This is a genomic window from Pseudomonas sp. SWI7, assembly GCF_006351945.1.
In the GTDB taxonomy this organism is placed as follows: domain Bacteria; phylum Pseudomonadota; class Gammaproteobacteria; order Pseudomonadales; family Pseudomonadaceae; genus Aquipseudomonas; species Aquipseudomonas fulva.
Genome location: NZ_CP040930.1, coordinates 2,330,713 through 2,356,985, shown reverse-complemented (window position 1 = coordinate 2,356,985; position 26,273 = coordinate 2,330,713). Strand labels below are relative to the sequence as shown.

Annotated in this window: 27 protein-coding genes; 24 read left to right on the top strand and 3 right to left on the bottom strand. The window is 61.5% G+C overall.

All coding sequences use genetic code 11. The features are described from left to right. Positions 1 to 32: 32 nt before the first annotated feature. From FH041_RS10835 to murB, 4 genes are read left to right on the top strand one after another with little or no spacing between them, the layout of a single operon-like run. Positions 33 to 218 (top strand): Trm112 family protein, encoded by a 186-nt coding sequence (locus FH041_RS10835; protein WP_003247142.1) that lies wholly within the window; start codon positions 33 to 35, stop codon positions 216 to 218. Further along, positions 215 to 976, top strand: a complete 762-nt coding sequence (gene kdsB, locus FH041_RS10830) for a 3-deoxy-manno-octulosonate cytidylyltransferase (protein WP_023533083.1) — start codon at positions 215 to 217, stop codon at positions 974 to 976. Before FH041_RS10835 ends, kdsB begins: the two co-directional genes overlap by 4 nt. Further along, positions 976 to 1,440: a low molecular weight protein-tyrosine-phosphatase gene (locus tag FH041_RS10825; RefSeq protein ID WP_027914351.1), complete on the top strand. Its 465-nt coding sequence runs from the start codon at positions 976 to 978 to the stop codon at positions 1,438 to 1,440. The genes kdsB and FH041_RS10825 overlap by 1 nt, the downstream gene beginning before the upstream one ends. Next, positions 1,437 to 2,456 (top strand): UDP-N-acetylmuramate dehydrogenase, encoded by a 1,020-nt coding sequence (murB, locus tag FH041_RS10820; protein WP_104925957.1) that lies wholly within the window; start codon positions 1,437 to 1,439, stop codon positions 2,454 to 2,456. Before FH041_RS10825 ends, murB begins: the two co-directional genes overlap by 4 nt. A gap of 112 nt (positions 2,457 to 2,568) precedes the next feature. Here the strand turns inward: murB and rne are convergent, their stop codons facing one another. Beyond that, positions 2,569 to 5,925, bottom strand: a complete 3,357-nt coding sequence (rne, locus tag FH041_RS10815) for a ribonuclease E (RefSeq protein WP_104925958.1) — start codon at positions 5,923 to 5,925, stop codon at positions 2,569 to 2,571. A gap of 794 nt (positions 5,926 to 6,719) precedes the next feature. Here rne and rluC point away from each other — a divergent pair. The 3 genes from rluC to FH041_RS10795 are packed head-to-tail and all read left to right on the top strand — an operon-like array spanning position 6,720 to position 9,336. Further along, complete coding sequence (gene rluC, locus FH041_RS10805; protein WP_023533098.1) at positions 6,720 to 7,676, top strand: 23S rRNA pseudouridine(955/2504/2580) synthase RluC; 957 nt, start codon at positions 6,720 to 6,722, stop codon at positions 7,674 to 7,676. After that, positions 7,666 to 8,340: an HAD family hydrolase gene (locus FH041_RS10800; protein ID WP_049696349.1), complete on the top strand. Its 675-nt coding sequence runs from the start codon at positions 7,666 to 7,668 to the stop codon at positions 8,338 to 8,340. Before rluC ends, FH041_RS10800 begins: the two co-directional genes overlap by 11 nt. A 6-nt stretch (positions 8,341 to 8,346) precedes the next feature. Next, positions 8,347 to 9,336: a S49 family peptidase gene (locus FH041_RS10795; RefSeq protein WP_049696402.1), complete on the top strand. Its 990-nt coding sequence runs from the start codon at positions 8,347 to 8,349 to the stop codon at positions 9,334 to 9,336. Between the two features lie 43 nt (positions 9,337 to 9,379). On the opposite strand, the gene FH041_RS10790 is transcribed toward FH041_RS10795, so the two are convergent. Further along, the gene (locus tag FH041_RS10790) at positions 9,380 to 9,958 is read right to left on the bottom strand and encodes a nucleoside triphosphate pyrophosphatase (protein ID WP_027914356.1); all 579 of its coding nucleotides are present in this window, start codon (positions 9,956 to 9,958) and stop codon (positions 9,380 to 9,382) included. A 95-nt stretch (positions 9,959 to 10,053) separates the two neighbouring features. On the opposite strand from FH041_RS10790, the gene FH041_RS10785 reads away from it, so the two are divergent. From FH041_RS10785 to FH041_RS10725, 13 genes are all read left to right on the top strand, one after another. Next, positions 10,054 to 10,581, top strand: coding sequence for a YceD family protein (locus FH041_RS10785; protein ID WP_027914357.1), 528 nt, complete (start codon positions 10,054 to 10,056; stop codon positions 10,579 to 10,581). Positions 10,582 to 10,594: 13 nt separating this feature from the next. Continuing rightward, positions 10,595 to 10,777: a 50S ribosomal protein L32 gene (rpmF, locus tag FH041_RS10780; protein ID WP_008096416.1), complete on the top strand. Its 183-nt coding sequence runs from the start codon at positions 10,595 to 10,597 to the stop codon at positions 10,775 to 10,777. Positions 10,778 to 10,780: 3 nt separating this feature from the next. Next, entirely contained in the window at positions 10,781 to 11,791 is a 1,011-nt protein-coding gene (gene plsX, locus FH041_RS10775; RefSeq protein ID WP_080992891.1) for a phosphate acyltransferase PlsX, read from the top strand. A 147-nt stretch (positions 11,792 to 11,938) separates the two neighbouring features. Next, positions 11,939 to 12,877, top strand: coding sequence for an ACP S-malonyltransferase (gene fabD, locus FH041_RS10770; RefSeq protein WP_080992890.1), 939 nt, complete (start codon positions 11,939 to 11,941; stop codon positions 12,875 to 12,877). 15 nt (positions 12,878 to 12,892) lie between these two features. Beyond that, on the top strand, positions 12,893 to 13,633 hold the full coding sequence (fabG, locus tag FH041_RS10765; RefSeq protein ID WP_027914360.1) for a 3-oxoacyl-ACP reductase FabG: 741 nt from the start codon (positions 12,893 to 12,895) through the stop codon (positions 13,631 to 13,633). 203 nt (positions 13,634 to 13,836) lie between these two features. Continuing rightward, a complete protein-coding gene (gene acpP, locus FH041_RS10760) occupies positions 13,837 to 14,073 on the top strand; it encodes an acyl carrier protein (protein WP_027914361.1) in 237 nt (78 codons plus the stop codon). A 187-nt stretch (positions 14,074 to 14,260) separates the two neighbouring features. After that, positions 14,261 to 15,505, top strand: coding sequence for a beta-ketoacyl-ACP synthase II (gene fabF / locus FH041_RS10755; RefSeq protein WP_023533084.1), 1,245 nt, complete (start codon positions 14,261 to 14,263; stop codon positions 15,503 to 15,505). Next, a complete protein-coding gene (pabC, locus tag FH041_RS10750; protein ID WP_027914362.1) occupies positions 15,505 to 16,320 on the top strand; it encodes an aminodeoxychorismate lyase in 816 nt (271 codons plus the stop codon). Before fabF ends, pabC begins: the two co-directional genes overlap by 1 nt. 4 nt (positions 16,321 to 16,324) lie before the next feature. Continuing rightward, complete coding sequence (gene mltG, locus FH041_RS10745; RefSeq protein WP_042139780.1) at positions 16,325 to 17,518, top strand: endolytic transglycosylase MltG; 1,194 nt, start codon at positions 16,325 to 16,327, stop codon at positions 17,516 to 17,518. A gap of 9 nt (positions 17,519 to 17,527) precedes the next feature. Beyond that, a complete protein-coding gene (tmk, locus tag FH041_RS10740; protein WP_140174560.1) occupies positions 17,528 to 18,160 on the top strand; it encodes a dTMP kinase in 633 nt (210 codons plus the stop codon). After that, positions 18,153 to 19,139 carry a DNA polymerase III subunit delta' gene (locus tag FH041_RS10735; RefSeq protein WP_028687679.1) on the top strand — a complete coding sequence of 329 codons (987 nt, stop codon included), beginning with the start codon at positions 18,153 to 18,155 and terminating at the stop codon, positions 19,137 to 19,139. The genes tmk and FH041_RS10735 overlap by 8 nt, the downstream gene beginning before the upstream one ends. Positions 19,140 to 19,166: 27 nt before the next feature. Further along, a complete protein-coding gene (locus FH041_RS10730) occupies positions 19,167 to 19,949 on the top strand; it encodes a TatD family hydrolase (protein WP_104925991.1) in 783 nt (260 codons plus the stop codon). A gap of 735 nt (positions 19,950 to 20,684) precedes the next feature. Further along, the gene (locus tag FH041_RS10725) at positions 20,685 to 20,840 is read left to right on the top strand and encodes a hypothetical protein (RefSeq protein WP_168199536.1); all 156 of its coding nucleotides are present in this window, start codon (positions 20,685 to 20,687) and stop codon (positions 20,838 to 20,840) included. 147 nt (positions 20,841 to 20,987) lie between these two features. Here FH041_RS10725 and FH041_RS22785 read toward each other — a convergent pair whose 3' ends face one another. Beyond that, positions 20,988 to 21,146, bottom strand: coding sequence for a hypothetical protein (locus tag FH041_RS22785; RefSeq protein ID WP_154665224.1), 159 nt, complete (start codon positions 21,144 to 21,146; stop codon positions 20,988 to 20,990). 68 nt (positions 21,147 to 21,214) lie between these two features. Between FH041_RS22785 and FH041_RS10720 the strand changes: the two genes are divergently transcribed. The 4 genes from FH041_RS10720 (at position 21,215) to FH041_RS10705 (ending at position 26,189) form a co-directional block, all read left to right on the top strand. Then, positions 21,215 to 21,850, top strand: a complete 636-nt coding sequence (locus FH041_RS10720) for a TetR/AcrR family transcriptional regulator (RefSeq protein ID WP_023535859.1) — start codon at positions 21,215 to 21,217, stop codon at positions 21,848 to 21,850. Positions 21,851 to 21,950: 100 nt separating this feature from the next. Beyond that, on the top strand, positions 21,951 to 22,556 hold the full coding sequence (locus FH041_RS10715; protein ID WP_028688125.1) for a DUF4823 domain-containing protein: 606 nt from the start codon (positions 21,951 to 21,953) through the stop codon (positions 22,554 to 22,556). A gap of 9 nt (positions 22,557 to 22,565) precedes the next feature. Beyond that, a complete protein-coding gene (locus FH041_RS10710) occupies positions 22,566 to 23,132 on the top strand; it encodes a DUF1285 domain-containing protein (RefSeq protein ID WP_028688126.1) in 567 nt (188 codons plus the stop codon). A 120-nt stretch (positions 23,133 to 23,252) separates the two neighbouring features. After that, positions 23,253 to 26,189: a membrane-targeted effector domain-containing toxin gene (locus tag FH041_RS10705; protein WP_104925992.1), complete on the top strand. Its 2,937-nt coding sequence runs from the start codon at positions 23,253 to 23,255 to the stop codon at positions 26,187 to 26,189. The last annotated feature ends 84 nt before the right edge of the window (positions 26,190 to 26,273 follow it).

Sequence of the window (26,273 nt, the reverse complement as noted above, 5' to 3'; positions counted from 1 at the left end):
AATGTCGGCCATCTGGCCAAAGGAAGCCTTTTATGGACACCAAACTGCTCGATATCCTGGCCTGCCCAATCACCAAGGGCCCGCTCAAGCTCAGCGCCGACAAGACCGAGCTGATCAGCAAGGGCGCCGGCCTTGCCTATCCCATTCGCGACGGTATCCCGGTCATGCTGGAAAGCGAGGCACGTACCCTGACCGATGATGAGCGCCTGGACAAATGAGCCTGGATTTCACTGTCGTCATTCCAGCCCGCCTGCGCTCCACGCGCTTGCCAGGCAAGCCCCTGCTGCCCATCGCCGGCAAGCCAATGGTGCAACACGTGTGGGAACAGGCGCGCCGAAGTGCCGCCAGCCGTGTCGTCATCGCAACCGACGATGCCGGCATTTACGAAGCTTGCCAGGCATTTGGCGCCGAAGTGCTGATGACCCGCGTCGACCATGAATCCGGCACTGACCGACTGGCCGAGGTGGCCGTGCAGCTCGGTCTGCCCAGCGACGCCATCGTGGTCAACGTACAGGGTGACGAGCCGCTGATTCCGCCAGTGATCATCGACCAGGTGGCCGCCAACCTGGCGGCTAACCCGCAAGCCGGTATTGCGACCTTGGCCGAGCTGATCCACGAACCGCAAGCGGTGTTCAACCCCAACGCAGTCAAGGTGGTGAGCGACAAGAACGGCCTGGCCCTGAGCTTTAGCCGTGCGCCGCTGCCGTGGGCCCGCGATGCGTTTGCCAAAGGCCAGGATCTGCCACCCGGTGTGCCTTACCGTCGCCATATCGGCATGTATGCCTATCGGGTTGGTTTCCTCCATGATTTCGTCGGCTGGGGCCCATGCTGGCTGGAGCAGACCGAGGCGCTGGAGCAGCTGCGTGCGTTGTGGCACGGCGTGCGTATTCATGTTGAAGATGCCATCGAGGCCCCCGCCGTGGGCGTGGACACCCCTGAAGACCTGGAGCGCGTACGGCGCTTGCTGGAGGCCTGATGCGCGTTCTGTTCGTGTGCCTGGGCAACATCTGCCGCTCGCCTACCGCCGAAGGCGTGCTGCGTCATCAACTGCAGGCCGCAGGGCTTGCCGATCAGGTGCAGGTAGCCTCGGCCGGTACGGGCGACTGGCACGTTGGCAAGGCGCCCGATAGCCGCACCCTCAAGGCCGCGCTGGCACGTGGCTACGACCTGTCGAAGCAGCGTGCCCAGCAGGTCAAGGTGGCGCACTTCGCCGAGTACGACCTGATCCTGGCGATGGATCAGAGCAACCTGCGCGATCTGCGTGCCCTGCGCCCGTCCACGGCAGTGGGTGAGCTCGACCTGTTTTTGCGCCGCTACGGTTCTGCGCTCGATGAAGTGCCAGACCCGTACTATGGCGGTGCCGACGGCTTCGAGCAGGTGCTCGACCTGATCGAAGCCGCCTGCCAAGCGCTGGTCGTGGAAATCAAGGGGCGGTTATGACCGAGCATTGGCAGGAGCAGGTCTCGCTCAAGCCGTACAACACCTTTGGCATCGACGTGAAAGCGCGCTATTTCATCCAGGCCAGAGACGACCTGCAGGTGCGTCAGGCGCTGGACGGTGCGCAGCAGCAGGGTGTACCGGTGCTGGTGATCGGTGGGGGCAGCAACCTGCTGCTGACCCGTGATGTCGATGCCCTGGTGCTGCACGTCGCAACCCAGGGTCGTCGCGTGCTCACTGACGATGGCGAACACGTTGTGGTCGAGGCCGAGGCGGGTGAGGCCTGGCACCCGTTTGTGCAGTGGACGCTCGCGCAGGGGTTTTGCGGGTTGGAGAACCTCAGCCTGATTCCCGGCACAGTAGGCGCTGCACCCATGCAGAACGTGGGCGCTTATGGCGTCGAGATCAAGGATGTCTTCGCTGGCTTGACCGCGCTGGACCGCAAGACGGGTGAAGTCCGTGACTTCGCCTTGACCGACTGTGCGTTCGGCTACCGTGACAGCCTGTTCAAGCGTAACCCTGGTCGCTGGCTGATACTGCGTGTGCGTTTCGCCTTGAGTCGCACCTTGCAGGCGCGCTTGGACTACGGCCCGGTGCGTCAGCGCCTGGCCGAGCAGGGCAGCACCGTGCTCACTGCGCAGGCCATCAGTGATGCTATCTGCAGTATTCGTCGTGAGAAATTGCCTGATCCGGCCGAGCTGGGTAATGCCGGGAGTTTCTTCAAGAACCCCGTAGTCGCGGCGCAGGTGGTTGAGCGCATTCGTGCGCAGCATCCAGATGTCATTGCCTACCCTCAGGCCGATGGCCAAGTGAAGCTGGCAGCGGGCTGGCTGATCGAGCAGGCGGGCTGGAAGGGCTATCGCGAAGGCGATGCCGGAGTGCATCGCCTGCAGTCGCTGGTGCTGGTCAACCATGGCCAGGCGAGCGGGGCGCAAATGCACGCTCTGGCGCGGCGAATCCAGGCCGACATCCTGGAGCGGTTCGGGGTTGAGCTTGAGATGGAGCCCAATCTTTATTGATGCTGCCTACAGCGTCGTCCAGGCGCCGTGTCCGTCCATAAGGGTAAACGCCCGGCCAAGAAAAAGCCCCGCCAGTTCGCACTGGCGGGGCTTTTTCATTCAGCCTTGGCTATCAACCCTGATGGGTTTTCGGCTCGTCGGCGGTCTCTGGCGTTGGCGCGTCGGTAGCGGCGGTAGCCTGGGCGGCTTTGGCGGCAGCCTCAGCCTCACGCTTGCGGCGACGCACTTCACGTGGATCGTTTGGTGCGCGGCCGTTGGACAGCATGACGGTGGCAGGCTCTGCCACGGCGGCTGCGGCGGCTGCTGGCTCAGGCTCAGGCGCGGCCGTTTCAGGCTCGGCCACAACCTCTGGCTCGGCCACCTCTGGCTGGGCCTCGACCGCCGGGGCGGGCTGTTCGGCTACCGGGGCAACCTCGATCACGGAAGGTGCCTGCTCGATTTCGCCGGCTTCGATGGCCGGGGCTTCCGCGGGCACTTCAGTGACTGGTGCTTCAGGTGCCTGAACGTCTGCCGGGGCTTCAACGGCTGCAGTTTCGGTGGCTGCGGCTGGCTCAGCAACGGAGGCTTGTTCAATTGCCGGCTGCGGGACAACCTCAACCACTGGCTCGGCCGAGGCCTCGACAAACGGCGCTGGCTCGCTGACTGGCTGCTCGACCGCCGGGGCCACGGCGGCCGCTTCTGCTTGGGCCACAGCGTCAGCCTGCTCGACCGGTTGGGCGATTTCGCTGCTGTCGGTTGGGGCAACAGCGGCGACTTCGGCGGTAGCGCGCTCGGCCTGCTGATTGGCCTGGGCCTCGGCGTCGGTGCTGATGTTGCTGGTCGCAACCGCAGCGGTCACCGCGACGCCTGCGGCCAGCTCTGCGCCCAGCTCGGTGGCCTGGCGCTGTTGAGGCTGCTCTTCGCTGCCTTCTTCTTCACCGTCGATCAACTCACCATTGGCGTTGCGCTGGCGCTCGCGACGGTTGCTGCGGCGACGCTGGCCACGCGAGCGGCGGCGCGGACGCTCGCCATCGTTGCCGTCCTGCTCATCCTGCAGTTGCTCTTCGTTCGGCAGTTGCTCTTCGGCCAGCTCGGCGGCGTGTTCTGCTGCTTCCTCGGTCGTGCGTGGCTGACGTTCTTCACGAGGTTGGCGCGGGGCGCGTTCTTCCCGGGCTGCACGCTCTTCACGAGGCGCTTGATCTTCACGCGGAGCACGCTCTTCGCGAGGTGCGCGCTCTTCACGTGGGGCGCGCTCTTCACGCGGAGCACGCTCTTCCCGAGGCGCGCGCTCTTCACGCGGAGCACGTTCTTCGCGAGGTGCGCGCTCTTCACGCGGAGCACGTTCTTCGCGAGGCGCGCGATCTTCACGTGGAGCACGTTCTTCGCGGGCTACGCGCTCTTCACGCGGCTGACGCTCCTCGCGTTCTGCTGGCGGTGTAGCGTCCAACGGCTCACGCAGTTCACGCACGCGCTCTTCGCCACGGTTGCCGCGACGGTCCTCGCGCGACTGGCGTGGTGCACGCTCTTCGCGCGGGGCACGTTCTTCTCGTGGTGCACGTTCTTCACGCGCAGCACGCTCCTCGCGTGGCTGGCGTTCCTCGCGCGGGGCGCGCTCGGCACGCTCTTCACGCGGCTTGCGCTCTTCGTCGCGACGACCGTTACGGTTACGGCTCTGCTGGCGTCCGTTACGGCGTTCCTCGTTGCGCGGGCTGCGCTCGGTAGTCGGCTTTTCAGCGGCAGGGGCGACAGGCGCGGCAGCAGGTTCTTCCTTGCCAGCGAACAGGCTCACCAGCGACTTCACCAAGCCCTTGAACAGGCTGGGCTCCGGGGCGCTTGGGGCAGGGGCGGCGGCTGGCGCAGGTTGTGGCTGCTCGGTGGCAGGCACAGGTGCGTTCGCACGGGCCGGGGCGGTTTTCACAGCGGCTTCCTGGCGAACCAGGGTGCGGGTGGCGGTCGGCTGTGGCGCTTCTTCGGTCTCGCTGGCGGCGATTTCGTAGCTGGACTGGTTGTTCAGTACTTCAGGGTTGTCGTCGCGCAGGCGCTGGACTTCGAAGTGTGGGGTTTCCAGGTGATCGTTCGGCAAGATGATGATGCGTGCACGGGTACGCAGCTCGATCTTGGTGATGGAATTGCGCTTCTCGTTGAGCAGGAAGGCGGCCACCGGGATCGGCACCTGGGCACGGACTTCGGCAGTGCGATCCTTCAGGGCCTCTTCTTCGATCAGGCGCAGGATAGCCAGCGACAGCGATTCCACGTCACGGATGATGCCGGTGCCCGAGCAGCGCGGGCAGACGATGCCGCTGCTTTCGCCCAGCGACGGACGCAGGCGTTGACGGGACATTTCCAGCAGGCCGAAGCGCGAGATGCGGCCAACCTGCACGCGAGCGCGGTCGGCCTCGAGGCATTCACGCACGCGCTCTTCCACGGCGCGCTGGTTCTTGGCAGGGGTCATGTCGATGAAGTCGATCACGATCAGGCCGCCGATGTCACGCAGGCGCAGCTGGCGGGCGATTTCCTCGGCCGCTTCCAGGTTGGTCTGCAGCGCGGTTTCCTCGATGTCGCTGCCCTTGGTGGCGCGTGCCGAGTTGATGTCGATGGACACCAGCGCCTCGGTCGGATCGATCACGATCGAACCGCCTGATGGCAGCTCGACCACGCGCTGGAACGCGGTTTCGATCTGGCTCTCGATCTGGAAGCGGTTGAACAGCGGGACGCTGTCTTCGTACAGTTTGACCTTGCTGGCGTACTGCGGCATGACCTGGCGAATGAAGGTCAGGGCTTCTTCCTGGGCATCGATGCTGTCGATCAGCACTTCGCCGATGTCCTGGCGCAGGTAGTCGCGGATGGCGCGGATGATGACATTGCTTTCCTGATAGATCAGGAACGGCGCGGCGCGGTCCAGTGAGGCTTCCTTGATGGCGGTCCACAGTTGCAGCAGGTAGTCCAGGTCCCACTGCATCTCTTCGCTGCTGCGGCCAAGGCCGGCGGTGCGAACGATCAGGCCCATGTCGCCTGGTACGGTCAGGCCATTGAGCGCTTCGCGCAACTCGTTGCGCTCTTCACCTTCGATGCGACGGGAAATGCCGCCGGCGCGTGGGTTGTTGGGCATCAACACCAGGTAGCGGCCGGCCAGGCTGATGAAGGTGGTGAGGGCGGCGCCTTTGTTGCCGCGCTCTTCCTTCTCGACCTGGACGATGACTTCCTGGCCTTCGCTGAGCACTTCCTTGATGTTGACGCGGCCTTCAGGGGCCTTCTTGAAGTATTCGCGGGAGATTTCTTTCAGCGGCAGGAAGCCGTGACGTTCGGAACCGAAGTCGACGAAGGCGGCTTCGAGGCTAGGTTCGATGCGAGTGATCTTGCCTTTGTAGATGTTGGCCTTTTTCTGCTCACGTGCACCGGACTCGATGTCCAGGTCGTAGAGGCGTTGGCCGTCCACCAGGGCTACGCGCAACTCTTCGGGTTGAGTGGCGTTAATCAGCATTCTTTTCATGTTGTACCGTCGGTTTCCGGGCTGCCGGAAACGGCGTTCGGCACACACGACGTCTCATGGTCGGTGCCAAGGTGCGCAAAGGGTGGTTAACCACCCCCGTGTCGAGCGACGTTCGGCACCAGCCGGTTGCCCAGCCTGCCGTTGTCGCGACGACGCGTCCTGTTTTGCTGCGGTGCCAACAAGGCCCCGGAGGCTTCGAATTGTTATCCGAATCAACCAAGCGGGCCTGGTGCACTCAGTCAGGAGGAGGAATCAACCTTCAGCCGTGGACGCCCAGGGGCATCTGTTCAGGACCTTATCCGCTCGCCAGCCGTATGATGGGGCTGGTGGCCGGACGCGGTGCTACACGGTCCGAGGGCTGTGCATCTCCACCCTGCACGTATCCCTGATAATTCGGGTGCTGCCGCGCGCTGAATCCGCAACGGGTTGCATTTTTCGCCAGCGCGATTCTGCGCTGGCGCCATTCATGTCCAAGGCAGGTATTTCCGAGGCATTCGCCATGGGTTGCGTGGAAGCGACGGGCGGGCAGAGGTACTGCGAAAAGAAGCGTGTAAGCAGGTTTGACACCGCACTTGTCGTTTATTTTCGGTCTTCTCTACACGGCGCTGGTGGCGATTCCAGGCAATTCGGTAAACTGGCGAACCCCCGTAGGACGGCCTCGCGTCCTGGAGAATTGCGTAGGTCAGTGACTGGCGCACAGCCTGATTCCACTGGCCTGCCGCTTATGGCGGCGTTCGCGACTATAGCAGCAATGATTAAGTGCTTCAATTCCATAAAAATTGTATGATTGCGCCATGACAACCAATACCTCTCCGACTTCCGGCGTCCAGCTGATTGAAGTCGCGCCGGAACTTGCCGGCCAGCGTATCGACAACTTTCTCATCACAGCCCTCAAGGGTGTGCCCAAGACCTTGGTCTATCGCATCCTGCGCAAGGGCGAGGTGCGAGTGAACAAAGGTCGGGTCAAGCCCGAGTACAAGATCCAGGCGGGCGACATCGTGCGGGTGCCGCCCGTGCGACTGCCTGAGCGCGACGAGCCGGCGCCGGTGGCTCAGGGGCTGCTGCAGCGGCTCGAAGCCGCCATCGTTCACGAAGACAAGGCGTTGATCGTGATGAACAAGCCTGCCGGGATCGCCGTGCATGGCGGTAGCGGGCTGAGTTTTGGGGTGATCGAGGCGCTGCGTCAGTTGCGCCCTGATGCCAAGGAGCTGGAGCTGGTGCATCGCCTGGACCGGGACACCTCGGGCCTGCTGATGATCGCCAAGAAGCGCAGCATGCTGCGCCATCTGCATGCTGCGCTGCGCGGGGATGGCGTGGACAAACGCTACATGGCCCTGGTGCGCGGTCACTGGCCAACCGCGAAGAAGCAAGTCAATGCACCGCTGCTCAAGAGCAACCTGCGCTCAGGCGAGCGCATGGTCGAAGTCAACGACGAAGGCAAGGAGGCGCTGACCCTGTTCCGTGTGCTGCGCCGCTTCGGCGACTTCGCCACCCTCGTGGAGGCGCGCCCGATCACGGGCCGTACCCACCAGATTCGCGTGCATGCCCTGCATGCCGGGCACATGATCGCAGGCGACAGCAAGTATGGCGACGAAGATTTCAGTCGCGAAATCCGCGAGCTGGGCGGCAAGCGTCTTTTCCTGCACGCGTATGCGCTGACGGTGCCGCTTCCGGATGGTGGGGAGCTCAAGTTGGAGGCGCCCGTGGATGAAATGTGGGCCAAGACCGTGGAGCGTTTGAGTGCGCCGTGACTACGCGCTGCTGATCTTCGACTGGGACGGCACCTTGGCCGACTCCGTCGGGCGCATCGTCGAGGCCATGCAGGTTGCTGCCGAGCGCGCCGGCCACGCGCCCAGTCAGGAACAGGCCATCAAGGGGATCATCGGGCTGTCGCTGGCCGAGGCGATCCACACCCTTTATCCGCGTCTGACACCTGAGCAGGTAGAGCGCTTTCGTCAGCACTATGCCGATGTCTACACGGCGCTCGATCAACAGCCTTCGCCGCTGTTCGACGGCGTCGTCGAATCGCTGGCGGCCTTTCGCGCCGAGGGCTATCGAATGGCGGTGGCTACCGGCAAGGCGCGCCGCGGTCTTGACAGGGTGCTCAAGGCCAACGGCCTTGAGCGGTTTTTCGATATCACGCGTGCGGCCGATGAGACGCGCGGCAAGCCCCACCCACTGATGCTCGAACAAATACTCGACCATTGCGGCGTCGAACCGGGTCATGCGCTGATGGTCGGAGATTCTGCGTTCGATCTGCAGATGGCCAGTAACGCGGGGATGCACTGCGTCGCCGTGGGTTATGGCGCAATGTCGCTCCAGGCGCTGGCCGAGTTCGGGCCGCAGGTTTGTATCGATCACTTTGGCCAGCTGCGCGAGTGGCTGTCCGGTTCCGCAGGTTCATTTTCGAGGTAGGTGAGCATGGCAGGCGAATGGAAGGCCCCCGAGGCCGAGCCCGAGGAGCGCGAGGAGCGCAAAAGTTGGAAGCTGCTGGAAAAGACCTTGCTGGCGGGGATCCAGGAACAGCGCCGGTCGCGACGCTGGGGTATCTTTTTCAAGCTGCTGACGTTCATCTATCTCTTCGGCATCCTGGCGCTGTTCCTGCCCTGGGCCGACATGGACAAGGCTGCCTCGGGCGGTGCCAGTCATACAGCCTTGGTGGAGGTACGCGGGGTCATCGCCGACCAGGAGGCTGCCAGTGCCGACAACATCGTCAAGGGCCTGCGCGATGCCTTCAAGGACAGCAAGACCAAGGCGGTGGTCCTGCGCATCAACAGCCCGGGCGGCAGCCCCGTGCAGGCAGGCTATGTGTATGACGAGATTCGCCGCCTGCGTGCCGAGCACCCTGGCATCAAGCTGTACGCCGTCATCACCGACCTGGGTGCGTCGGGAGCCTATTACATCGCCAGTGCCGCCGATGAGATCTATGCCGACAAGGCCAGTCTGGTCGGGTCGATTGGCGTGACGGCTGCGGGCTATGGTTTCGTTGGCGCCATGGACAAGCTTGGCGTGGAGCGCCGGCTCTACACGTCCGGTGAGCACAAGGCGTTTCTCGATCCCTTCTCACCGCAGAAACCTGAGGAGACTCAGTTCTGGCAGGGCGTGCTGGACACCACCCACAACCAGTTCATCGCCATGGTCAAGCAGGGGCGGGGCGAGCGACTCAAGGACAAGGATCACCCGGAGCTGTTCAGCGGCCTGGTCTGGTCCGGCGAGCAGGCCAAGGCGCTTGGCCTGATCGATGGCCTGGGCAGTGCCAGCTATGTGGCGCGTGAGGTGGTGGGCGAAAAGGATCTGGTGGATTTCACCGTGCAGGAATCGCCACTGGATCGTTTCTCCAAGCGCATGGGCGCCAGCGTGGCAGAGCGCCTGGCCATGTGGATGGGTTTCCAGGGCCCGCAATTGCGTTAAGCCCAGTCGCCTCTAGGGGATCGGTGCACGACCCCCGGTTTGGCTATGGTACGCGCACTCCCTCCAGGGCCAGCATGTCGACGAGCCGTATCAGTGGGAGCCCCACCAGGCTGGTCGCATCGCACCCCTCGGTGCTTTCGAACAAACTCACGCCAAGCCCTTCGGCCTTGAAACTACCGGCGCAATCGAGGGGCATTTCCGCTGCCACGTAGCGTTCGATACGCTCTCGGTCCAGCGTCCGCAGCTTCACGGTGAACGGCACGCAGTCCACCTGGCACTGCCCGGTGGCGCTGTTGAGCAGCGCCAGTGCGGTAAGGAACGTTACCTGCTGGCCACTGCAGGCGAGCAGCTGTTCGCAGGCTCGCTCGACCGTGTGGGGCTTGCCCAGAATGTGCTCGCCTAGCACCGCGACCTGATCCGAGCCGATGATCAGGTGGTTTGGGTGGCTGCCCGCAAGGGCTTGGGCTTTTTGCATGGCCAGGCGCTGGACCAGGTCGATTGCAGGCTCTTGCGGCTGGCGCGTCTCGTCTATGTCAGGGCTTGCCCAGGTAAACGGAAGGCGCAGGCGCGCAAGCAGTTCGCGGCGATAAAGGGAACTGGACGCCAGTAACAGTGCAAGCATGGTAAGCTCCTGATTCGGTTGAACCCATCCTATCACGCACGATGCCACCAAATTCCTTTGACAGGGACGGGGGGCATCCCTAGAATGCTGCGCCTATGTTGAATGACCCGATTCCACCTCACGTTGACCCGCGCAAATTGGCTGATCGTGGCGTAACCCTTAGCGGTTCGCTACCACTCGCTGATTTGGAAAGACTCTGCGACCCGCTTTCCGACAATGTCGGTACGGTGCAGGCGAAGTTCGATTTTGAACGAGACGAACAGCACACTGTGGTTATCCACAGCGAGCTGGATGTCGAGGTCAAGATGGTTTGCCAGCGTTGTCTTGAGCTGGTCACCCTGCCGATCCACAGCGAGTGTACCTACGCCGTGGTGAAGGAGGGTGCGAATACCCAGTCGTTGCCGAAAGGCTATGACGTGCTGGAACTGGGCGAAGATCCATTGGATCTGCAGGCGCTGATCGAGGAAGAGCTGTTGCTCGCCTTGCCCATCGTGCCTGCTCATCATCCGGAAGAATGCCAGCAGCCGGCGGGCGCAGACGAGCCCGACTCGAGCAAGGACGAGGTATCGCGGTCCAACCCGTTCAGTGTTTTGGCGCAGTTAAAGCGTGACCCAAACGTTTAGGAGTTAATCAATTATGGCTGTTCAGCAGAACAAAAAATCCCGCTCTGCCCGTGACATGCGTCGTTCGCACGATGCCCTGTCGGAAAACGCGCTGTCGGTAGAGAAGTCCACCGGCGAAGTGCACCTGCGCCACCACGTTTCGCCAGAAGGCGTATACCGTGGTCGCAAAGTGATCGATAAGGGCGCTGACGAGTAATCCTTGTCCGCTCAGATCATCGCGATCGACGCAATGGGCGGGGACTTCGGTCCCCGCAGCATTGTCCAGGCTAGCATCGCCTGCCTGTCGGCTACCCCCTCGCTTCACCTGACCCTCGTCGGTCAACCCTCCCTCTTGGAAGAACTTGTCAGCGGCTATTCAGCTGCCGATCGCGCGCGCCTGCACATTCTCGGTGCCGCAGAAGTGATCGGTATGGACGAGCGGCCTTCACAGGCATTGCGCGGCAAACCGGATTCATCCATGCGTGTTGCCTTGGAGCTGGTGCGTGACGGCAAGGCCCAGGCCTGTGTCAGCGCCGGTAATACCGGGGCCCTGATGGCGCTGTCTCGTGGCGTGCTCAAGACGCTGCCAGGCATCGATCGTCCAGCCATGGTAGCCGCCATCCCGACACGCACCGGCTACTGCCAGCTGCTTGACCTTGGCGCCAATGTCGACTGCACGGCCGAGCAGCTTTACCAGTTTGCGGTGATGGGGTCGGTGGCGGCGCAGTCGCTGGGCGTGCAGCGCCCGCGAGTGGCACTGCTGAACGTGGGCACCGAAGACATAAAGGGTAATCAGCAGGTCAGGCTGGCGGCAAACCTGTTGCAAGGGGCTCGCGGCCTCAATTACGTCGGTTTCATCGAAGGTGACGGCTTGTACGAAGGGGCAGCGGACGTGGTGGTCTGCGACGGTTTCGTTGGCAATATCCTGCTCAAGTCCAGCGAAGGGTTGGCCACCATGATTGCGCAGCGTATCGAGCAGGCCTTCAGGCGCGGACTGTTGTCGCGCCTGGCGGGCGCTGTGGCCATGCCGCTGCTCAAACGTGTGCAGGCTGATCTGGCCCCGGCACGGCACAACGGTGCCAGCTTTCTGGGGTTGCAGGGCATCGTCGTCAAAAGCCACGGCGCGGCAGGCGTGGAGGGTTTTCAGAGTGCAATCCAGCGCGCCCTGATCGAAATTCAGGAGAATCTGCCAAAGCGCCTCCATGGTCGCCTGGAGGATTTGCTCACGTAGTGTGATGCGAGCCCGCGCTTAGCGGTCTTGCCGACGAAATGCTTAAATGTGACCGCACGGTTTCGGTCTTCATCCAAATGTTCAGATTCTGCGCCCGGCATGCGCCAGGCGCCTCTATCCGACGACAAGATCATAAGGGCTTGTTCAATGTCTGCATCTCTCGCATTCGTCTTTCCAGGTCAAGGTTCCCAGTCGCTGGGCATGCTCGCCGAGCTCGGCGCGCAGAAGCCGGTGATCATCGAGACCTTCAAGGAAGCTTCCGAGGCGCTGGGTTACGACCTTTGGAAACTGGTTCAGGAAGGTCCGCAAGAGCAACTCGATCAGACCGATAAAACGCAGCCGGCCATTCTGACCGCCTCCATTGCGCTATGGCGCCTGTGGCTTGAGGAGGGCGGCGCCAAGCCTGCATTCGTCTCGGGTCATAGCCTGGGTGAGTACAGTGCCCTGGTCGCAGCGGGCAGCATTAGCCTCAAGGACGCCGTTCGCCTGGTCGAGCGCCGCGGCCAGTTGATGCAGGAAGCCGTGCCTGCCGGGCACGGTGCCATGGCCGCAATCCTGGGGCTGGACGACGCCGTCGTGGTACAGATTTGCACCGAAGCGGCTGAAGACGAAGTCGTCAGCGCGGTCAATTTCAATTCGCCGGGCCAAGTGGTGATCGCCGGTAACAAGGCCGCCGTGGACCGGGCCATGGAGCTGTGCAAGGCAAAAGGCGCCAAGCGCGCCTTGCCGCTGGCAGTCAGCGTACCGTCGCACTGCGCGCTGATGAAACCTGCGGCCGAACGATTTGCCGCTGCGGTCAATGCCATCGAGTGGCAGGCGCCACAGATTCCGGTTGTGCAGAATGTGACAGCTGCCATCGCACCCGATCTGGAGGCGCTGAAGCGTGATCTGCTGGCCCAGCTGTACCAGCCCGTGCGCTGGGTCGAGTGCGTCCAGGCGCTGGCTGCCAACGGTGCGGTGCACCTGGTCGAGTGCGGTCCGGGCAAGGTCCTGGCTGGCCTCAACAAGCGCTGCGCCGATGGCGTAACCACCTACAACCTCAACACCCCTGACGCCGTTGCCGCCACGCGTGCGGCACTGGCCTGATTTGGAGAAGCTTGCATGAGCCTGCAAGGTAAAGTTGCACTGGTCACTGGCGCCAGCCGTGGCATTGGCCAGGCCATCGCCCTGGAACTGGGTCGCCAAGGCGCCACCGTCATCGGTACTGCGACCTCGGCCTCGGGTGCCGAGCGTATTGCCGCGACCCTGAAGGAACATGGTATTGCCGGTACCGGCATGGAGCTGAACGTGACCAGCGCCGAATCGGTTGATTCGGTACTGTCGGCCATCGGCGAGCAGTTCGGTGCGCCGACCGTTCTGGTGAACAATGCGGGTATCACGCGTGACAACCTGATGCTGCGCATGAAGGACGACGAGTGGTTCGATGTCATCGATACCAACCTGAACAGCCTCTACCGTCTGTCCAAGGGCGTGTTGCGCGGCATGACCAAGGCGCGCTGGGGCCGTATCATCAGCATCGGCTCGGTGGTCGGCGCCATGGGTAACGCTGGGCAGGCCAACTATGCTGCGGCCAAGGCCGGTCTGGAAGGCTTCAGTCGCGCCCTGGCGCGTGAAGTGGGCTCGCGCGGTATTACCGTCAACTCGGTCACTCCGGGTTTCATCGATACCGACATGACCCGCGAGCTGCCAGAAGCGCAGCGCGAAGCCCTGCAGACCCAGATTCCGCTGGGCCGCCTGGGTCAGGCAGATGAAATCGCCAAGGTGGTTTCGTTCCTGGCCTCTGACGGCGCAGCGTACGTGACGGGCGCAACCGTGCCCGTCAATGGCGGGATGTACATGTAATATCGCCGTTCAATGTGACGGATTTCGTAAAAAAAGAGTCATACTGCGAGCCTAAAATCCGTTATAAAGCTGCAATCAGATTCCAGGGGGCTGGTCGTGGGACTAGGCTGAAGGCGCGTTGAGCTTGAAAAGCGGACGTTCTTCTATAAAATTAGCCACCGGCCAGCTGCCTGACATATATCCATTAGGAGTGAAAACTAGGTATGAGCACCATCGAAGAACGCGTCAAGAAAATCGTCGCCGAGCAACTGGGCGTCAAGGAAGAAGAAGTGACTAACGAGAAGTCCTTCGTCGATGACCTGGGTGCCGATTCGCTTGACACCGTTGAGCTGGTGATGGCTCTGGAAGAGGAATTCGAGACCGAGATTCCTGACGAAGAAGCCGAGAAGATCACTACCGTTCAAGCTGCCATCGACTACGTCAACAGCCACCAGGCCTAAGACGCTGTAGTCGACGCTTCTTGTCGGGAAAAACCGCACTGCCTTGACTGGCGTGCGGTTTTTTCTTTGCAAGCTTTGGCTGTCGCCGTGTCGGCTGCCAGGCCCCGCATCGAGAGCTTGTTGCCATTTCATTCCGTCCAACTGGATGCAATGGCAAGAAACTCTGTCATTAGAAAAGGAGAGTACTGTGTCGCGTAGACGCGTCGTGGTCACCGGTATGGGCATGCTGTCGCCACTGGGTACCGATGTACCGAGCACCTGGCAGGGCATTCTGGCTGGCCGCAGTGGCATCGGTCCGATCGAGCATACGGATCTTTCTGCCTACTCCACCCGTTTTGGTGGCTCGGTGAAGGGCTTCGAGGTTGAACAGTACTTGTCGGCCAAAGAGGCTCGCAAGCTGGATCTGTTCATTCAATACGGTTTGGCAGCCGGTTTTCAGGCAGTGCGCAACGCCGGCCTGGAAGTGACCGACGCCAACCGTGAGCGCATAGGCGTGGCCATGGGCTCGGGCATCGGCGGCCTGACCAATATCGAGGAGACCAGCCGTACATTGCACGACGCAGGCCCTCGGCGCATCTCGCCGTTCTTCGTGCCAGGCTCGATCATCAACATGATCTCCGGCTTCCTGTCGATCCACCTGGGCCTGCAAGGGCCGAACTACGCCATCGCCACCGCCTGCACCACCGGTACCCACTGCATCGGCATGGCTGCGCGCAACATTGCGCATGGCGAGGCTGACGTCATGATCGCCGGCGGCGCTGAAATGGCCGCCTGTGGGCTCGGCATGGGCGGGTTTGGCGCATCGCGCGCGCTTTCCACCCGCAACGATGAGCCTGCGCGGGCCAGTCGCCCCTGGGACAAAGGCCGTGACGGCTTCGTCCTGTCCGACGGTGCCGGTGCCTTGGTGCTCGAAGAACTTGAGCACGCCAAGGCACGGGGTGCAACGATCTACGCCGAGCTCGTAGGGTTTGGCATGAGCGGTGATGCTTATCACATGACGTCGCCACCCGAATCGGGCGAAGGCGCAGCCCGTTGCATGGTCAATGCCCTGCGCGATGCCGGCGTGCAGCCGCAGGAGGTCAGCTACATCAACGCCCACGGCACCTCGACGCCGGCGGGGGACTTGGCCGAAGTGGCAGCCATCAAGCGCGTGTTCGGCGAGCACGCCTACAAGCTGGCCGTGAGCTCCACCAAGTCGATGACCGGGCACCTGCTGGGGGCTGCCGGTGCGGTGGAGGCCATCTTCAGTGTGTTGGCGATCAACAGCCAGATGGCGCCGCCGACCATAAACCTGGATGAGCCGGACGAAGGCTGTGACCTGGACTTCGTGCCGCACCAGGCCCGCAGCATGCCGATCGATGTCGTGCTGTCCAATTCGTTCGGCTTTGGTGGCACCAACGGCTCCCTGGTGTTCCGCCGGTTCGCCGAGTGATGCAAAGCTGGGTCGATGGCACGCCTGCGGCTGCGATCAACCTGCACAACCGCGGGTTGGCGTATGGGGATGGTCTGTTCGAGACCTTCGCTGTACGCAAGGGGCAGCCCTCGCTGCTGGATGAGCACATGGCGCGTTTGGCACTGGGCTGTCAGCGCCTGTCCATCGCCACCGACGTGGCCCTGGTGGCCGATGAAGTAAGACGCTATGCCGCTCAGCTGGGTGAGGGCGTGGCCAAGCTGATCCTGACCCGCGGTGACAGCCAGCGCGGGTATGCACCCGCATCTGGCGTCGTGGCGCGGCGCATCCTGCAAGCCAGCCCGTTGCCCATCTACCCAGCCGAACACGCCGAGTTGGGCGTGCGCCTGTTCATGTGCCAGACCCGGCTCGGGGAACAACCCTTGCTGGCAGGGCTCAAACACCTCAACCGCCTCGAGCAGGTGCTGGCACGGTCCGAATGGCAGGGCGGCGAATACGCCGAAGGCCTGATGCGTGACGGTCAGGGCCGGCTGATCGAGGGTGTCTACAGCAATTTGTTCCTGGTCAAGCAAGGCACGCTTCTTACTGCCAAGCTTGATCGCTGCGGGGTAGCGGGCGTGATGCGCGCCGCACTGCTGGCGCGGGCGAAGCTGATGAATATCCCTGTGCAAGTGCGTGACCTGGCGTTCGATGAGCTCGGACAGGCTGATGAAGCATTCGTTTGCAATAGTGTTTACGGCATCTGGCCCGTCCGCACTGCAGGCGCGCTAAACTGGCTGCCTGGCCCGCTCACCCGAACGTTGCAGGCCGTTGCCCGTACGTTACTGGAAACCTGAATTCGTGAGACGTAAATTCCTGCTGCTGCTGGAAATGTGCCTGATCGTCATGGGCCTGGCCCTTGGCTGGTCGGCCTGGAAGGTCCATTCGGTGTTGGATCAACCTGTGCATGTGGCACAGGAGCGCCTGCTGGATGTGCCCAATGGCGCTACGCCCAATCGCATGTTCTACCGCATGCAACAAGAGGGGCTGTTGGACGATGCGCTATGGCTCAGGTTGTACTGGCGCTTCAACATGGCCGGCGTGCCGCTGCATACGGGCGAGTATCGCCTGACCCCCGGCATGACCGTGAAACAGCTTTTCGACGCCTGGCAGCGGGCCGACGTGGTGCAATACAACCTGACCCTCGTCGAAGGCTGGACGTTCCGCCAGGTGCGCGCGGCGGTGGCCAAGCACGAAAAGATCAAGCAGACACTTGATGGCCTCTCCGATGCCCAAGTCATGGAAAAGCTGGGGCACGCTGGCGTGTTCCCGGAGGGCCGCTTCTTTCCGGACACCTATCGCTTCGTGCGCGGCATGAGCGATGTGGAACTGTTGCAGCAAGCCTACATGCGCCTGGAAGAGGTGCTGGCGCGCGAGTGGGCGGAGCGCGCCCGCGACCTGCCTTATCGTGATCCTTATCAGGCACTGATCATGGCCTCGCTGGTGGAAAAGGAAACCGGCATTCCACAGGAACGCGGGCAGATCGCAGGCGTCTTCGTCCGCCGTCTGCGCCTGGGCATGATGCTGCAGACCGATCCAACGGTCATCTATGGCATGGGCGAGCGTTACAACGGCCGCATCACACGCGCTGATTTGCGCCAGCCGACGCCTTACAACACCTACACCATGACTGGGCTGCCGCCGACACCTATTGCGATGGTCGGCCGTGAGGCCATCCATGCGGCGTTGAACCCGGCAGATGGCACCAGCCTTTACTTCGTCGCGCGCGGTGACGGTAGCCACGTCTTTTCCGATGACCTGGACGATCACAACTCTGCTGTACGCGAGTTTCAGCTCAAGCGTCGGGCAGATTACCGCTCAAGCCCCGGCACTGCGCAGCCAACCCCCTCGGACAATGTGGCGCCGTCCGGTTCATCTCAGGCGCCTGAGGCGGGAGCATCGGATGATGCATCTGCTCCGGCCGCTGCGCCTGAACAGGGTAAGGTCGATGGCGATCGGGCGACCGAACCGTCGGCGCCCGACGCCCCCCAATAAGGACTGTATGTGAGCGGCTTGTTTATTACACTGGAAGGCCCCGAAGGCGCGGGCAAGAGCACCAACCGGGAATACCTGGCTGCCCGGCTGCGCGAGCAAGGGCTGGACGTGGTGCTGACCCGCGAGCCAGGCGGCACGCCACTGGCTGAAAAGATTCGTGAGTTGCTGCTGTCGCCGAGCGATGAGGCGATGCACGCCGATACCGAGCTTTTGTTGGTGTTCGCTGCACGCGCTCAACACCTTGCACAGGTGATCCGACCGGCGCTGGCGGGTGGGGCGGTGGTGCTGTGTGACCGGTTCACAGATGCAACTTACGCCTATCAGGGGGGCGGGCGCAGCTTGCCCGTCGACCGTATCGCGACGCTTGAGCAGTTCGTGCAGGACGACCTTCGCCCTGACCTGACGTTGGTGTTTGATCTGCCAGTCGAAGTAGGCCTGGCCCGCGCCGCAGCGCGAGGGCGGCTGGATCGGTTCGAGCAGGAAGGGCAGGCGTTTTTCGAGGCGGTCCGTCGCGCCTACCTGGAACGCGCAGCTGCGGCACCCCAACGCTATACGTTGCTGGATGCGTCGCAGTCGCTGGCGAACGTTCAGCAAGCGTTGGACAGATTGCTGCCAGGTATCGTGGAGCGCTGCTGTGGCTGATGCCTATCCTTGGCAGCAGACGCTATGGGAGCAACTGGCTGGCCGCGCCCAGCATGCCCATGCCTATCTGCTGCACGGTCCCAAGGGGATAGGCAAGCGTGATCTGGCCGAGCGTCTGATGGCGCGGCTGCTGTGCCAGCGGCCTAATGGCACGCTGCCTTGTGGCCAGTGCAAGTCCTGCCATTTGCTCAAGGCCGGTAGTCACCCTGACAACTTCATGCTTGAGCCTGAAGAGCTGGACAAGCCAATCAAGGTGGATCAGGTCCGTGAACTGGTTGCATTCGTCGCTCAGACCGCGCAGTTGGGCGGGCGCAAGGTCGTCATGATCGAGCCTGTCGAATCGATGAACGTGAACGCCTCCAATGCGCTGCTCAAAAGCCTGGAGGAGCCTTCTGGCGACACGGTGCTGCTGTTGGTGACCCACCAACCCAGCCGCTTGCTGCCTACCATCAAGAGCCGGTGCCAGCAGGTCACCTGTCCGCAGCCGACCAAGGCCCAGAGCCATGCCTGGCTGGCCAGCGCCTTGCCGGAGACTGATGAGGCCCGGCGTGACGATCTGTTGACCTTGTCTGCCGGCTCGCCGCTGTTGGCCCTGAGTCTTCATCAACACGGCGTGCATGAACAGCGTGCCCTGGTGACCGACGGTGTGAAGAAGCTGCTCAAGCAGCAGCAGTCGCCCAGCCAGTTGGCCGACGCCTGGACAGCCGTGCCGTTGTTGTTGCTGTTCGATTGGTTTTTCGACTGGGCCCAGCTGATCCTGCGTTACCAGTTGACCCAGGACGATGATGGGCTCGGCATGGCCGACATGCGCAAGGTGGTGCAATACCTTGCGCAAAAGAGCCGTCCGGCGAACGTCCTCGAGGTTCAGGCCTGGATCCTTGAGCAGCGTCAGAAAGTGCTGGGCAAGGCGAACCTGAACCGTGCTTTGCTGATCGAATCGTTGCTGGCCCATTGGCTACAACTGCCAACTGGGCGCTGACTTTAATCCTTATCCGTGTGTGTACCCATGCTTGTAGATTCCCATTGCCATCTTGACCGCCTTGACCTCAGCGCCCACGGGGGTTCGCTCGATGCTGCCTTGAAGGCAGCACGCGCTCGGGGTGTCGGGCACTTTCTGTGCATCGGTGTCAGTGCCGAAAATGCAGGCGCAGTCAAAGCGTTGACCGAGCAATACAGCGATGTGGATTGCTCGGTAGGCGTTCACCCGCTGGACCTGGCGCCGGGTGCAGCGCCTGCCCTGGACTGGCTGTTGACCGAATTGGCCCATCCCCATGTAGTGGCGATCGGTGAAACCGGCCTGGATTACCATTACGAGCCGGAAGCTGCCGAACTGCAGCAGGCGTCATTTCGCTTGCACCTGGAAGCTTCGCGGCAGACGGGAAAACCGGTGATCGTCCATACCCGAGCGGCCCGTGCCGATACCTTGACGCTGTTGCGTGAGGCGGACTTGCCGCAGGCAGGTGTTTTGCACTGCTTTACCGAAGACTGGGAAATGGCCAAGGCGGCGTTGGATCTTGGGTATTACATCTCGCTTTCGGGGATCGTGACGTTCCGTAATGCCGAGGCGCTGCGGGAGGTGGCGCGGCAGGTGCCGACGGATCGGCTTCTGGTGGAAACCGACTCGCCGTATTTGGCGCCGATTCCCTATCGGGGTAAACCTAACCTGCCTCAATATGTGCGGGAAGTCGCTGAATATGTGGCTTCATTACGGTGTGTCAGCTATGAACAGTTGGCTGAGCAGACCACTACAAACTTCAAGCGGTTGTTTCCGTTGGCAAGGGTTTGCTAAGCCGCATACTCTGAGTTAACGCTGCAGTTGCAGTTGCAGTTGCAGTTGCAGTTGCAGTTGCAGTTGCAGTTGCAGTTGCAGTTGCAGTTGCAGTTGCTCTTGCTCTTGCAATTGCTCTTGCTCTTGCTCTTGCTTCTAAGCGCGCTGTAGTCCAGGCGCCGCAGATCGCGACTTCAGGAGGCCGAGCGCAGGGCTTGCGGAGGGAGGTGACAGGCATGGATGCCTGTCAAGCGCTGGGCCCCAGGATGGGGCCTGCAGCGCGGTCCTCCCGGGAGCAAGCCCGGAGCGAGGGAACCCCGGAGCGCAGCGTAGGGGCCGGATGATAGGAGCAGGCGGTTTTTGCTTACTTTTTGACAAGACAAAAAGTGAGCCGCCGTAAGGGCGGAAGGGTGACTGTGCGCCACCCGCGCCAATGAATACCAACTCGATATATGCGCCCACGCTTTGAAGTTTGAAGTTTGAAGTTTGAAGTTTGAAGTTTGAATTTTGAAGTTTGATTGGGTTGGTGTGGGTATCGATAGAGAGCATAGTCCATTTGCGATGGCGACGCTGAATCACCTTTTCGCCCTTACGGCGAGTTACTTTTTGTCAAACGCCACAAAAAGTAACCAAAAAAGGCTGCGCTCCGTTCATACGGCCCCTACGCTGCGCTTCGGGGTTCCCTCACTCCGGTCTTGCTCCCGGGAGGACCGCGCTGTAGGCCCCATCCTGGGGCCCAGCGCTTGACAGGCATCCATGCCTGTCACCTCCCTCCGCAAGACCTGCGTTCGGCCTTCTGAAGTCGCGAAGATCAAGATCAAGATCAAGATCAAGATCAAGAGCAAGAGCAAGAGCAAGAGCAAGAGCAAGAGCAAGAGCAAGAGCAAGAGCAAGATCAAGATCAAGAGCTGAACGGTAGCGTGGGGGTCGCGGGGATCTGCTTTACGCTAGCCACCCAACCCCCCCTCAAAAAAAACCCGGCTTCTGGGGGGGAATCCGGGTTAAGACCATTAGGAGTAGAACAAAGGTACGCGGTCCCTGAGTACCTTTATCGCCGCGTCACTCGGGGGGATGCGCCGCGCCGACCCCTTGAGTATTGCCCAGGCTACGCACAATGCCAGGCAAAATTGATCGTTTTTTAAACAGATTTGGAATACTCCAGGCCAGGCTGCCAACGATCAGGATCACCCGCACACCACCGAAAACAGAGGTGACCACGGATGATCCGTGCAATTTCGCGCAAGTTAGGCATAATAATCCGCTTCGATCGTCAGCCAGTCCTTCCCATGCAGAAAGAACCTCGTAAGGTCCGTGAGTTTCGCCGTCGCGAACAGGAAATCCTAGACACCGCACTCAAGCTGTTCCTCGAGCAAGGCGAGGACAGCGTCACCGTCGAAATGATCGCCGACGCCGTGGGTATCGGCAAAGGCACGATCTACAAGCATTTCAAGTCCAAGGCAGAGATCTACCTGCGCCTGATGCTCGACTACGAGCGCGACCTCAATGAGCTTCTGCATTCGGCCGATGTAGACCGCGACAAGGAAGCCCTGTCTCGTGCCTACTTCGAATTTCGCATGCGCGACCCGCAACGCTACAGGCTCTTCGATCGTCTGGAAGAGAAGGTAGTCAAGGGTAACCAAGTGCCGGAAATGGTCGAGCAACTGCATAGCATTCGCGCCTCCAACTTCGACCGCCTCACGCAACTGATCAAAGGTCGCATCAGTGAGGGCAAGCTTGAAGATGTACCCCCTTATTTCCACTATTGTGCCGCCTGGGCATTGGTCCATGGGGCGGTAGCGCTCTATCACTCCCCGTTCTGGAGCAATGTGCTGGAAGATCAAGAAGGCTTCTTCCAGTTCCTGATGGACATCGGCGTACGCATGGGCAACAAACGCAAGCGCGACCCCGACCCAGCCAGCTGAGTCAGCACCGGCCCAGGCGTGTGGCCAACCCAAAACTGGCGCAAAAGCTGCATTCGTCAGCCATTCGCCGGCTTTTTTGACGCCGGCCCTTGGAGGAATGATGCGGAGCCTGGTCTTGGTGCTGACGCTTGCGGCGTTGGGCGGGTGCATGAAAGTAAGTGATATGGGGGAAGGTGTTCGCTACCACATGAGCGATGCCGGCCTGCTGGATCACAGCGATACCCGTCGTACGCTGTCGATCCGACTGCAGCCCGATTCCTTTATCTTCATTGGGCAAGGTGCATTCGTGCCGCCCGGTAAAGGCCCGGTCCCGCAGCAGAATGCGGTGGCCGAAGAGGCCTTCAAAAGCTTCGTTGAGTATTTCCCGATGCTACGCCGTGCCGAGGCACCGCTGGGCCTGGAAGAGGCCATTGCGCAGGCACGCTCATTTGGGGCCGATTACGTGCTCTATACCCGTTTCGCTCGTACCGATGACCGCATTGGCAATGGGGACGAGTGGTACGACGAACAGGCCGTGGACCGACTGGGTTGGGATAGCGGCGTGGTACAGATGATGCTCATCGAAACCAGTACCCGCTACCTGATAGACACGGTCCGTATCAAAAGCCGTGGCGGTTTGTTGACGTTCCACGACCAGACGCCCAGGGATTTGCTTGCTGCGCCCATGCGCGAGTACGCTCGTAGCCTTCTTGGCATGAGTCGATGAGGCACTGCGATGAATGAGACGGGCAAGGCCAATGACCTGCTGACACAGCTTCCAACGTCCAAGGGCTTGCCGCCTGTGCACCTCTGGAATCCCGATTTCTGCGGCAACATCGACATGCGTATCGCACGGGACGGAACGTGGTATTACTTGGGCACGCCTATCGGCCGCAAGCCGATGGTGAAGCTCTTTTCTTCGATCATCCGCCGCGACGGTGATGATTACTTTCTGGTAACGCCAGTCGAGAAGGTCGGCATCAAAGTCGACGATGCACCGTTCGTTGCCGTGGCCCTGGAAGTGACGGGGGAGGGGGAGCAGCAGGTGTTACGCTTCACCAACAATGTGGATGATCAGGTCGAAGCAGGGCCTGACCATCCGCTGCGGGTGGTGACTGACCCCGTCACCCAGGCGCCTTCGCCTTATGTGCTGATGCGCAGCAATCTTGAGGCGTTGATTCACCGTAATGTCTTCTATCAGCTGGTCGAGTTGGCCGTTGCGCGGCAAATCGCAGATCAGCAATGGTTGGGCGTGTGGAGCCGGGGTGAGTTCTATCCCATAGGGCAGGTGGATTATCCCTGAGTCACGCTTCACCGCACTTCACTGGGGCATGAAGACCGTGTGGAAGGTGGTTGATAACTAGCGCTCAAAACGTACGGTAATGGCTCAACCTCACGGTTTTACACCGTGAGGAACCTCGCCATGGGCCTGCAGATTCTGACCCCACCCGTCGAATCCCAGCTACGCGCCATCGCTGCTCCACTTGTAGCAGCCTGTCCTGATATGCGCCAGTTGGCCCGCGACACAGCTGTTGGGTTGTTGAGCAAACACAACTTGTCACACCTTGACCCTGACCAGGTCTACCTCAACCGTTTCGAAACCGCCCAGAGCAGCCCTCGCACCTTCAGTGGGTGGCAGCACCTGGACCCGCCTGTCCAATCCTTCACACTGCCGCAGTTGGTCATGCACCGTTTCGACGTCCATGACCAGGATAACAGCGACCTGCTCAGTTACCTGACCGGCTTTTACAGTAACGGCCCTGGCCCCGGTTTTTATGACGAGCACAATGAGATCCGTCTGGAGCCCCAGGCTGTGCTCGAGGATTTCTGGCAAATCGACTTCAGTACCCAATTTCACCATCGGCTTCAGGCGTTTTGGCAAGAACATGCTGAGCACTATCGTGTACTGGCGAAAGTCAACTTCCTCGCCAAGGTGATCGAAATTTGCGCGGCCGACAGCAGCACGGCGCTGGCCCAGCATGTTCGCCGCGTCGCCACTGCGCTGGCAGGTCTTGATATTGCATCACCCACGTTGGAGCAACTTCAGGCGGTTGTACCGCCGGCCGCGGGTTATCGCGTGTGTACCTTCGACATTGGCGGGCACATTGCGAGCGACTTTCTGCGCATTGTGCTGGAGGATGGTTCGCAACTGCTGTACACCCCAGGTGAAACCAACGCACTGCATCTTTTCCCAACGCGTAAGGACCTCTACTGGTGGGTGTTGAACAATACCAACGAAGCCGAAAACCGGGCGCGCTTCGTGGCGCACTTTCCGTTGTCCAGCCGTGCCCAAAAAGATGATCGCCTTGGCCTCAATCACCTGATCGATCTACTGTTCTTCAATTGGGGCGGTGATGATCACGAGTGCCTCAATCAGCTCGATGCCACCCTGCCGGGCGATGCGTTCAGTCACCTGCGCGACGCCGCGCGCCAGCGCATGACCGACGACGCACAGTTCGCCCTGCGCAGCAACGCGGACCTGCGCAAACAGCTGTGGATCGGCTATCTCAAGGCGTTCGGTCAAGTAGCAGGGCCCATGGCAGCTGTCGACTGGCCGATCGCACTGGCTGTGGTCGGCGCAGGGCTTGCCGATATGGGGCTGAACATCGACCAGGCTGTCAACGGTCATACCACGAGCGAGCGGCAGGCCGGTGTGACCGGCGCGATCTTGGCGGCCATCGACACCTTGTTCAACGCCGCCATGCTAGCCGGTGCCGTAGGTGCAGGCGCCGAGGAAACGCTGATTGATCCACAGGTGCCTGAGGGCAGCACCCTGGCCGTTGAGCAAGAGGAGGCGGCCCCGGCGACACCCGCCGAAATTGAAGCCTGGGTCCCTGAGCCGTTCCGCCCGGTTAGCCATGAAGACCTGCTGGCACCTTTTGAAACCAACATCATCCTCAGCGCCCAGTCTGGGAGTGGCGGGCAGGAGGGTATCTATCTGCAGGATGGCAAGTTCTATGCGCTGATTGACCAGCAACCCTTCGAGGTCCGTTATGTGCAGCAGATGGGCAGCTGGGTGGTCATCGACCCGCAGAATCCGTACTCGTTCTATCGCAACGTGCCCATCCATATGACAGCGGACGGCCAGTGGCAACCTCTACAGCGCTCAGGCTTGCAGGGTGGCGGATTGCCACGCAAGTTGCTTGGGGCCTGGGGGCGGCCAAGCAACGCAGCTGCTGTGCAGGCCCTGCCCGAAATGCCCTACGAGATTCCGCGTGAAACCCGTCCTCTGCTTGAGCATGCCGCCAATGCCCCGGTAGATGAACGCGCGCTAAGTGGAATCATGAGCAGCTTCGATGCTCAGGTAGAAGCGAGCTACCAGGCATTCCGTGCCAGCCGCGACGCACTTGCCACCGACGCCGTTGCCTATCTTGAAAATGTCATACCGCCCGCGCGGCCCGCAATAACGGCTATGCCTCGTGACGCCAGTGCCAAGCTGATCATCCGCAGCCTCTACCAGAACAGTGAAGGGCTGGTCATCGGTGAAAGCCATTCAGGGCTGGGCAGCAAGCAGTTTCTGATAGACAACATGCCTCTGCTCAAGCGCGAAAAGATCAAGGTGCTCTACCTGGAGCATTTCATGACCGACTTTCATCAGGCCGACCTTGATGTGTTCAAATGCTCGGGCAAGATGCCCGCCCGGTTGAGCACCTATGTGAATAATCTGGATGAAGGTCATGGGGTCGATCTGGCAGGCCGCTACTCGTTTCGCAACGTGCTGATTGCGGCGCAGAAGTCCGGCATCCGTATCCAGTCCATCGACTGCATGGCCAGCTACCGCCAGGCCTGGGACAACCCGCCATCGGCGGTGATCAGGCAGCAAATGATGAACTTCTACGCCCATGAAATCATCGAGGCGGACCAGGCGGTCCGAGGCCCAAGCCGGTGGGTTGCGCTGGTGGGAAATAGCCACGCCAGCGACTTTGAAGGCGTGCGCGGCGTAAGCGAACTTCAGGGCGCAATCAGTTTGCGCGTCGAGGACATTGAGGTAGGTATGCCCGGCGGTATCGGTGCCGACCCTGGGCTGGCGGCCATTGATTACGTCATGGAGGTACGCCGGGTCAAAAGCGATCTTCGCCTGCAAGTACCGATTAAAGCGGCGAAGCCGGTCGGTGAGGAAGTGGCGGCCATGCTCAAGCATAACGGTGCATTCACGTTCGAGAGCACCGATGGCCAGTTGCAGTTGGTGCATCGCAGCCGCACGGGTGGGTTGGTGTACACGCCCATCGTCCAGGAAGGTGAACGTTTTTATATCCAGCGGCCCGAGTGGCCATGGGTCAGTGAGCGACGGCTAGCAAGCCTGCGAGAGATACGTACCCTGCTGGAGCATCATGGGTTGCAGTATGTGTTGACGAGATGAGTCGATGCGCGGGAGGCGTGCATTTGGCCTACGCCTCATGGAGCGCCTGAACGGCACCCATGCCATGCGGATCATGCGATGAGC

Bases quoted from the DNA above. Each gene is read 5' to 3' on its own strand.
- FH041_RS10835 (WP_003247142.1), top strand. From the start codon at position 33: ATGGACACCAAACTGCTCGATATCCTGGCCTGCCCAATCACCAAGGGC.
- murB (WP_104925957.1), top strand. From the start codon at position 1,437: ATGACCGAGCATTGGCAGGAGCAGGTCTCGCTCAAGCCGTACAACACC.
- FH041_RS10730 (WP_104925991.1), top strand. From the start codon at position 19,167: ATGCTTGTAGATTCCCATTGCCATCTTGACCGCCTTGACCTCAGCGCC.
- FH041_RS10785 (WP_027914357.1), top strand. From the start codon at position 10,054: ATGTTGAATGACCCGATTCCACCTCACGTTGACCCGCGCAAATTGGCT.
- rne (WP_104925958.1), bottom strand. From the start codon at position 5,925: ATGAAAAGAATGCTGATTAACGCCACTCAACCCGAAGAGTTGCGCGTA.
- rpmF (WP_008096416.1), top strand. From the start codon at position 10,595: ATGGCTGTTCAGCAGAACAAAAAATCCCGCTCTGCCCGTGACATGCGT.
- kdsB (WP_023533083.1), top strand. From the start codon at position 215: ATGAGCCTGGATTTCACTGTCGTCATTCCAGCCCGCCTGCGCTCCACG.
- FH041_RS10710 (WP_028688126.1), top strand. From the start codon at position 22,566: ATGAATGAGACGGGCAAGGCCAATGACCTGCTGACACAGCTTCCAACG.
- FH041_RS10790 (WP_027914356.1), bottom strand. From the start codon at position 9,958: ATGCTTGCACTGTTACTGGCGTCCAGTTCCCTTTATCGCCGCGAACTG.
- rluC (WP_023533098.1), top strand. From the start codon at position 6,720: ATGACAACCAATACCTCTCCGACTTCCGGCGTCCAGCTGATTGAAGTC.
- fabD (WP_080992890.1), top strand. From the start codon at position 11,939: ATGTCTGCATCTCTCGCATTCGTCTTTCCAGGTCAAGGTTCCCAGTCG.
- FH041_RS10795 (WP_049696402.1), top strand. From the start codon at position 8,347: ATGGCAGGCGAATGGAAGGCCCCCGAGGCCGAGCCCGAGGAGCGCGAG.
- pabC (WP_027914362.1), top strand. From the start codon at position 15,505: ATGCAAAGCTGGGTCGATGGCACGCCTGCGGCTGCGATCAACCTGCAC.
- fabG (WP_027914360.1), top strand. From the start codon at position 12,893: ATGAGCCTGCAAGGTAAAGTTGCACTGGTCACTGGCGCCAGCCGTGGC.
- FH041_RS10715 (WP_028688125.1), top strand. From the start codon at position 21,951: ATGCGGAGCCTGGTCTTGGTGCTGACGCTTGCGGCGTTGGGCGGGTGC.
- FH041_RS10725 (WP_168199536.1), top strand. From the start codon at position 20,685: ATGCCTGTCACCTCCCTCCGCAAGACCTGCGTTCGGCCTTCTGAAGTC.
- FH041_RS10720 (WP_023535859.1), top strand. From the start codon at position 21,215: ATGCAGAAAGAACCTCGTAAGGTCCGTGAGTTTCGCCGTCGCGAACAG.
- FH041_RS10705 (WP_104925992.1), top strand. From the start codon at position 23,253: ATGGGCCTGCAGATTCTGACCCCACCCGTCGAATCCCAGCTACGCGCC.
- acpP (WP_027914361.1), top strand. From the start codon at position 13,837: ATGAGCACCATCGAAGAACGCGTCAAGAAAATCGTCGCCGAGCAACTG.
- FH041_RS10825 (WP_027914351.1), top strand. From the start codon at position 976: ATGCGCGTTCTGTTCGTGTGCCTGGGCAACATCTGCCGCTCGCCTACC.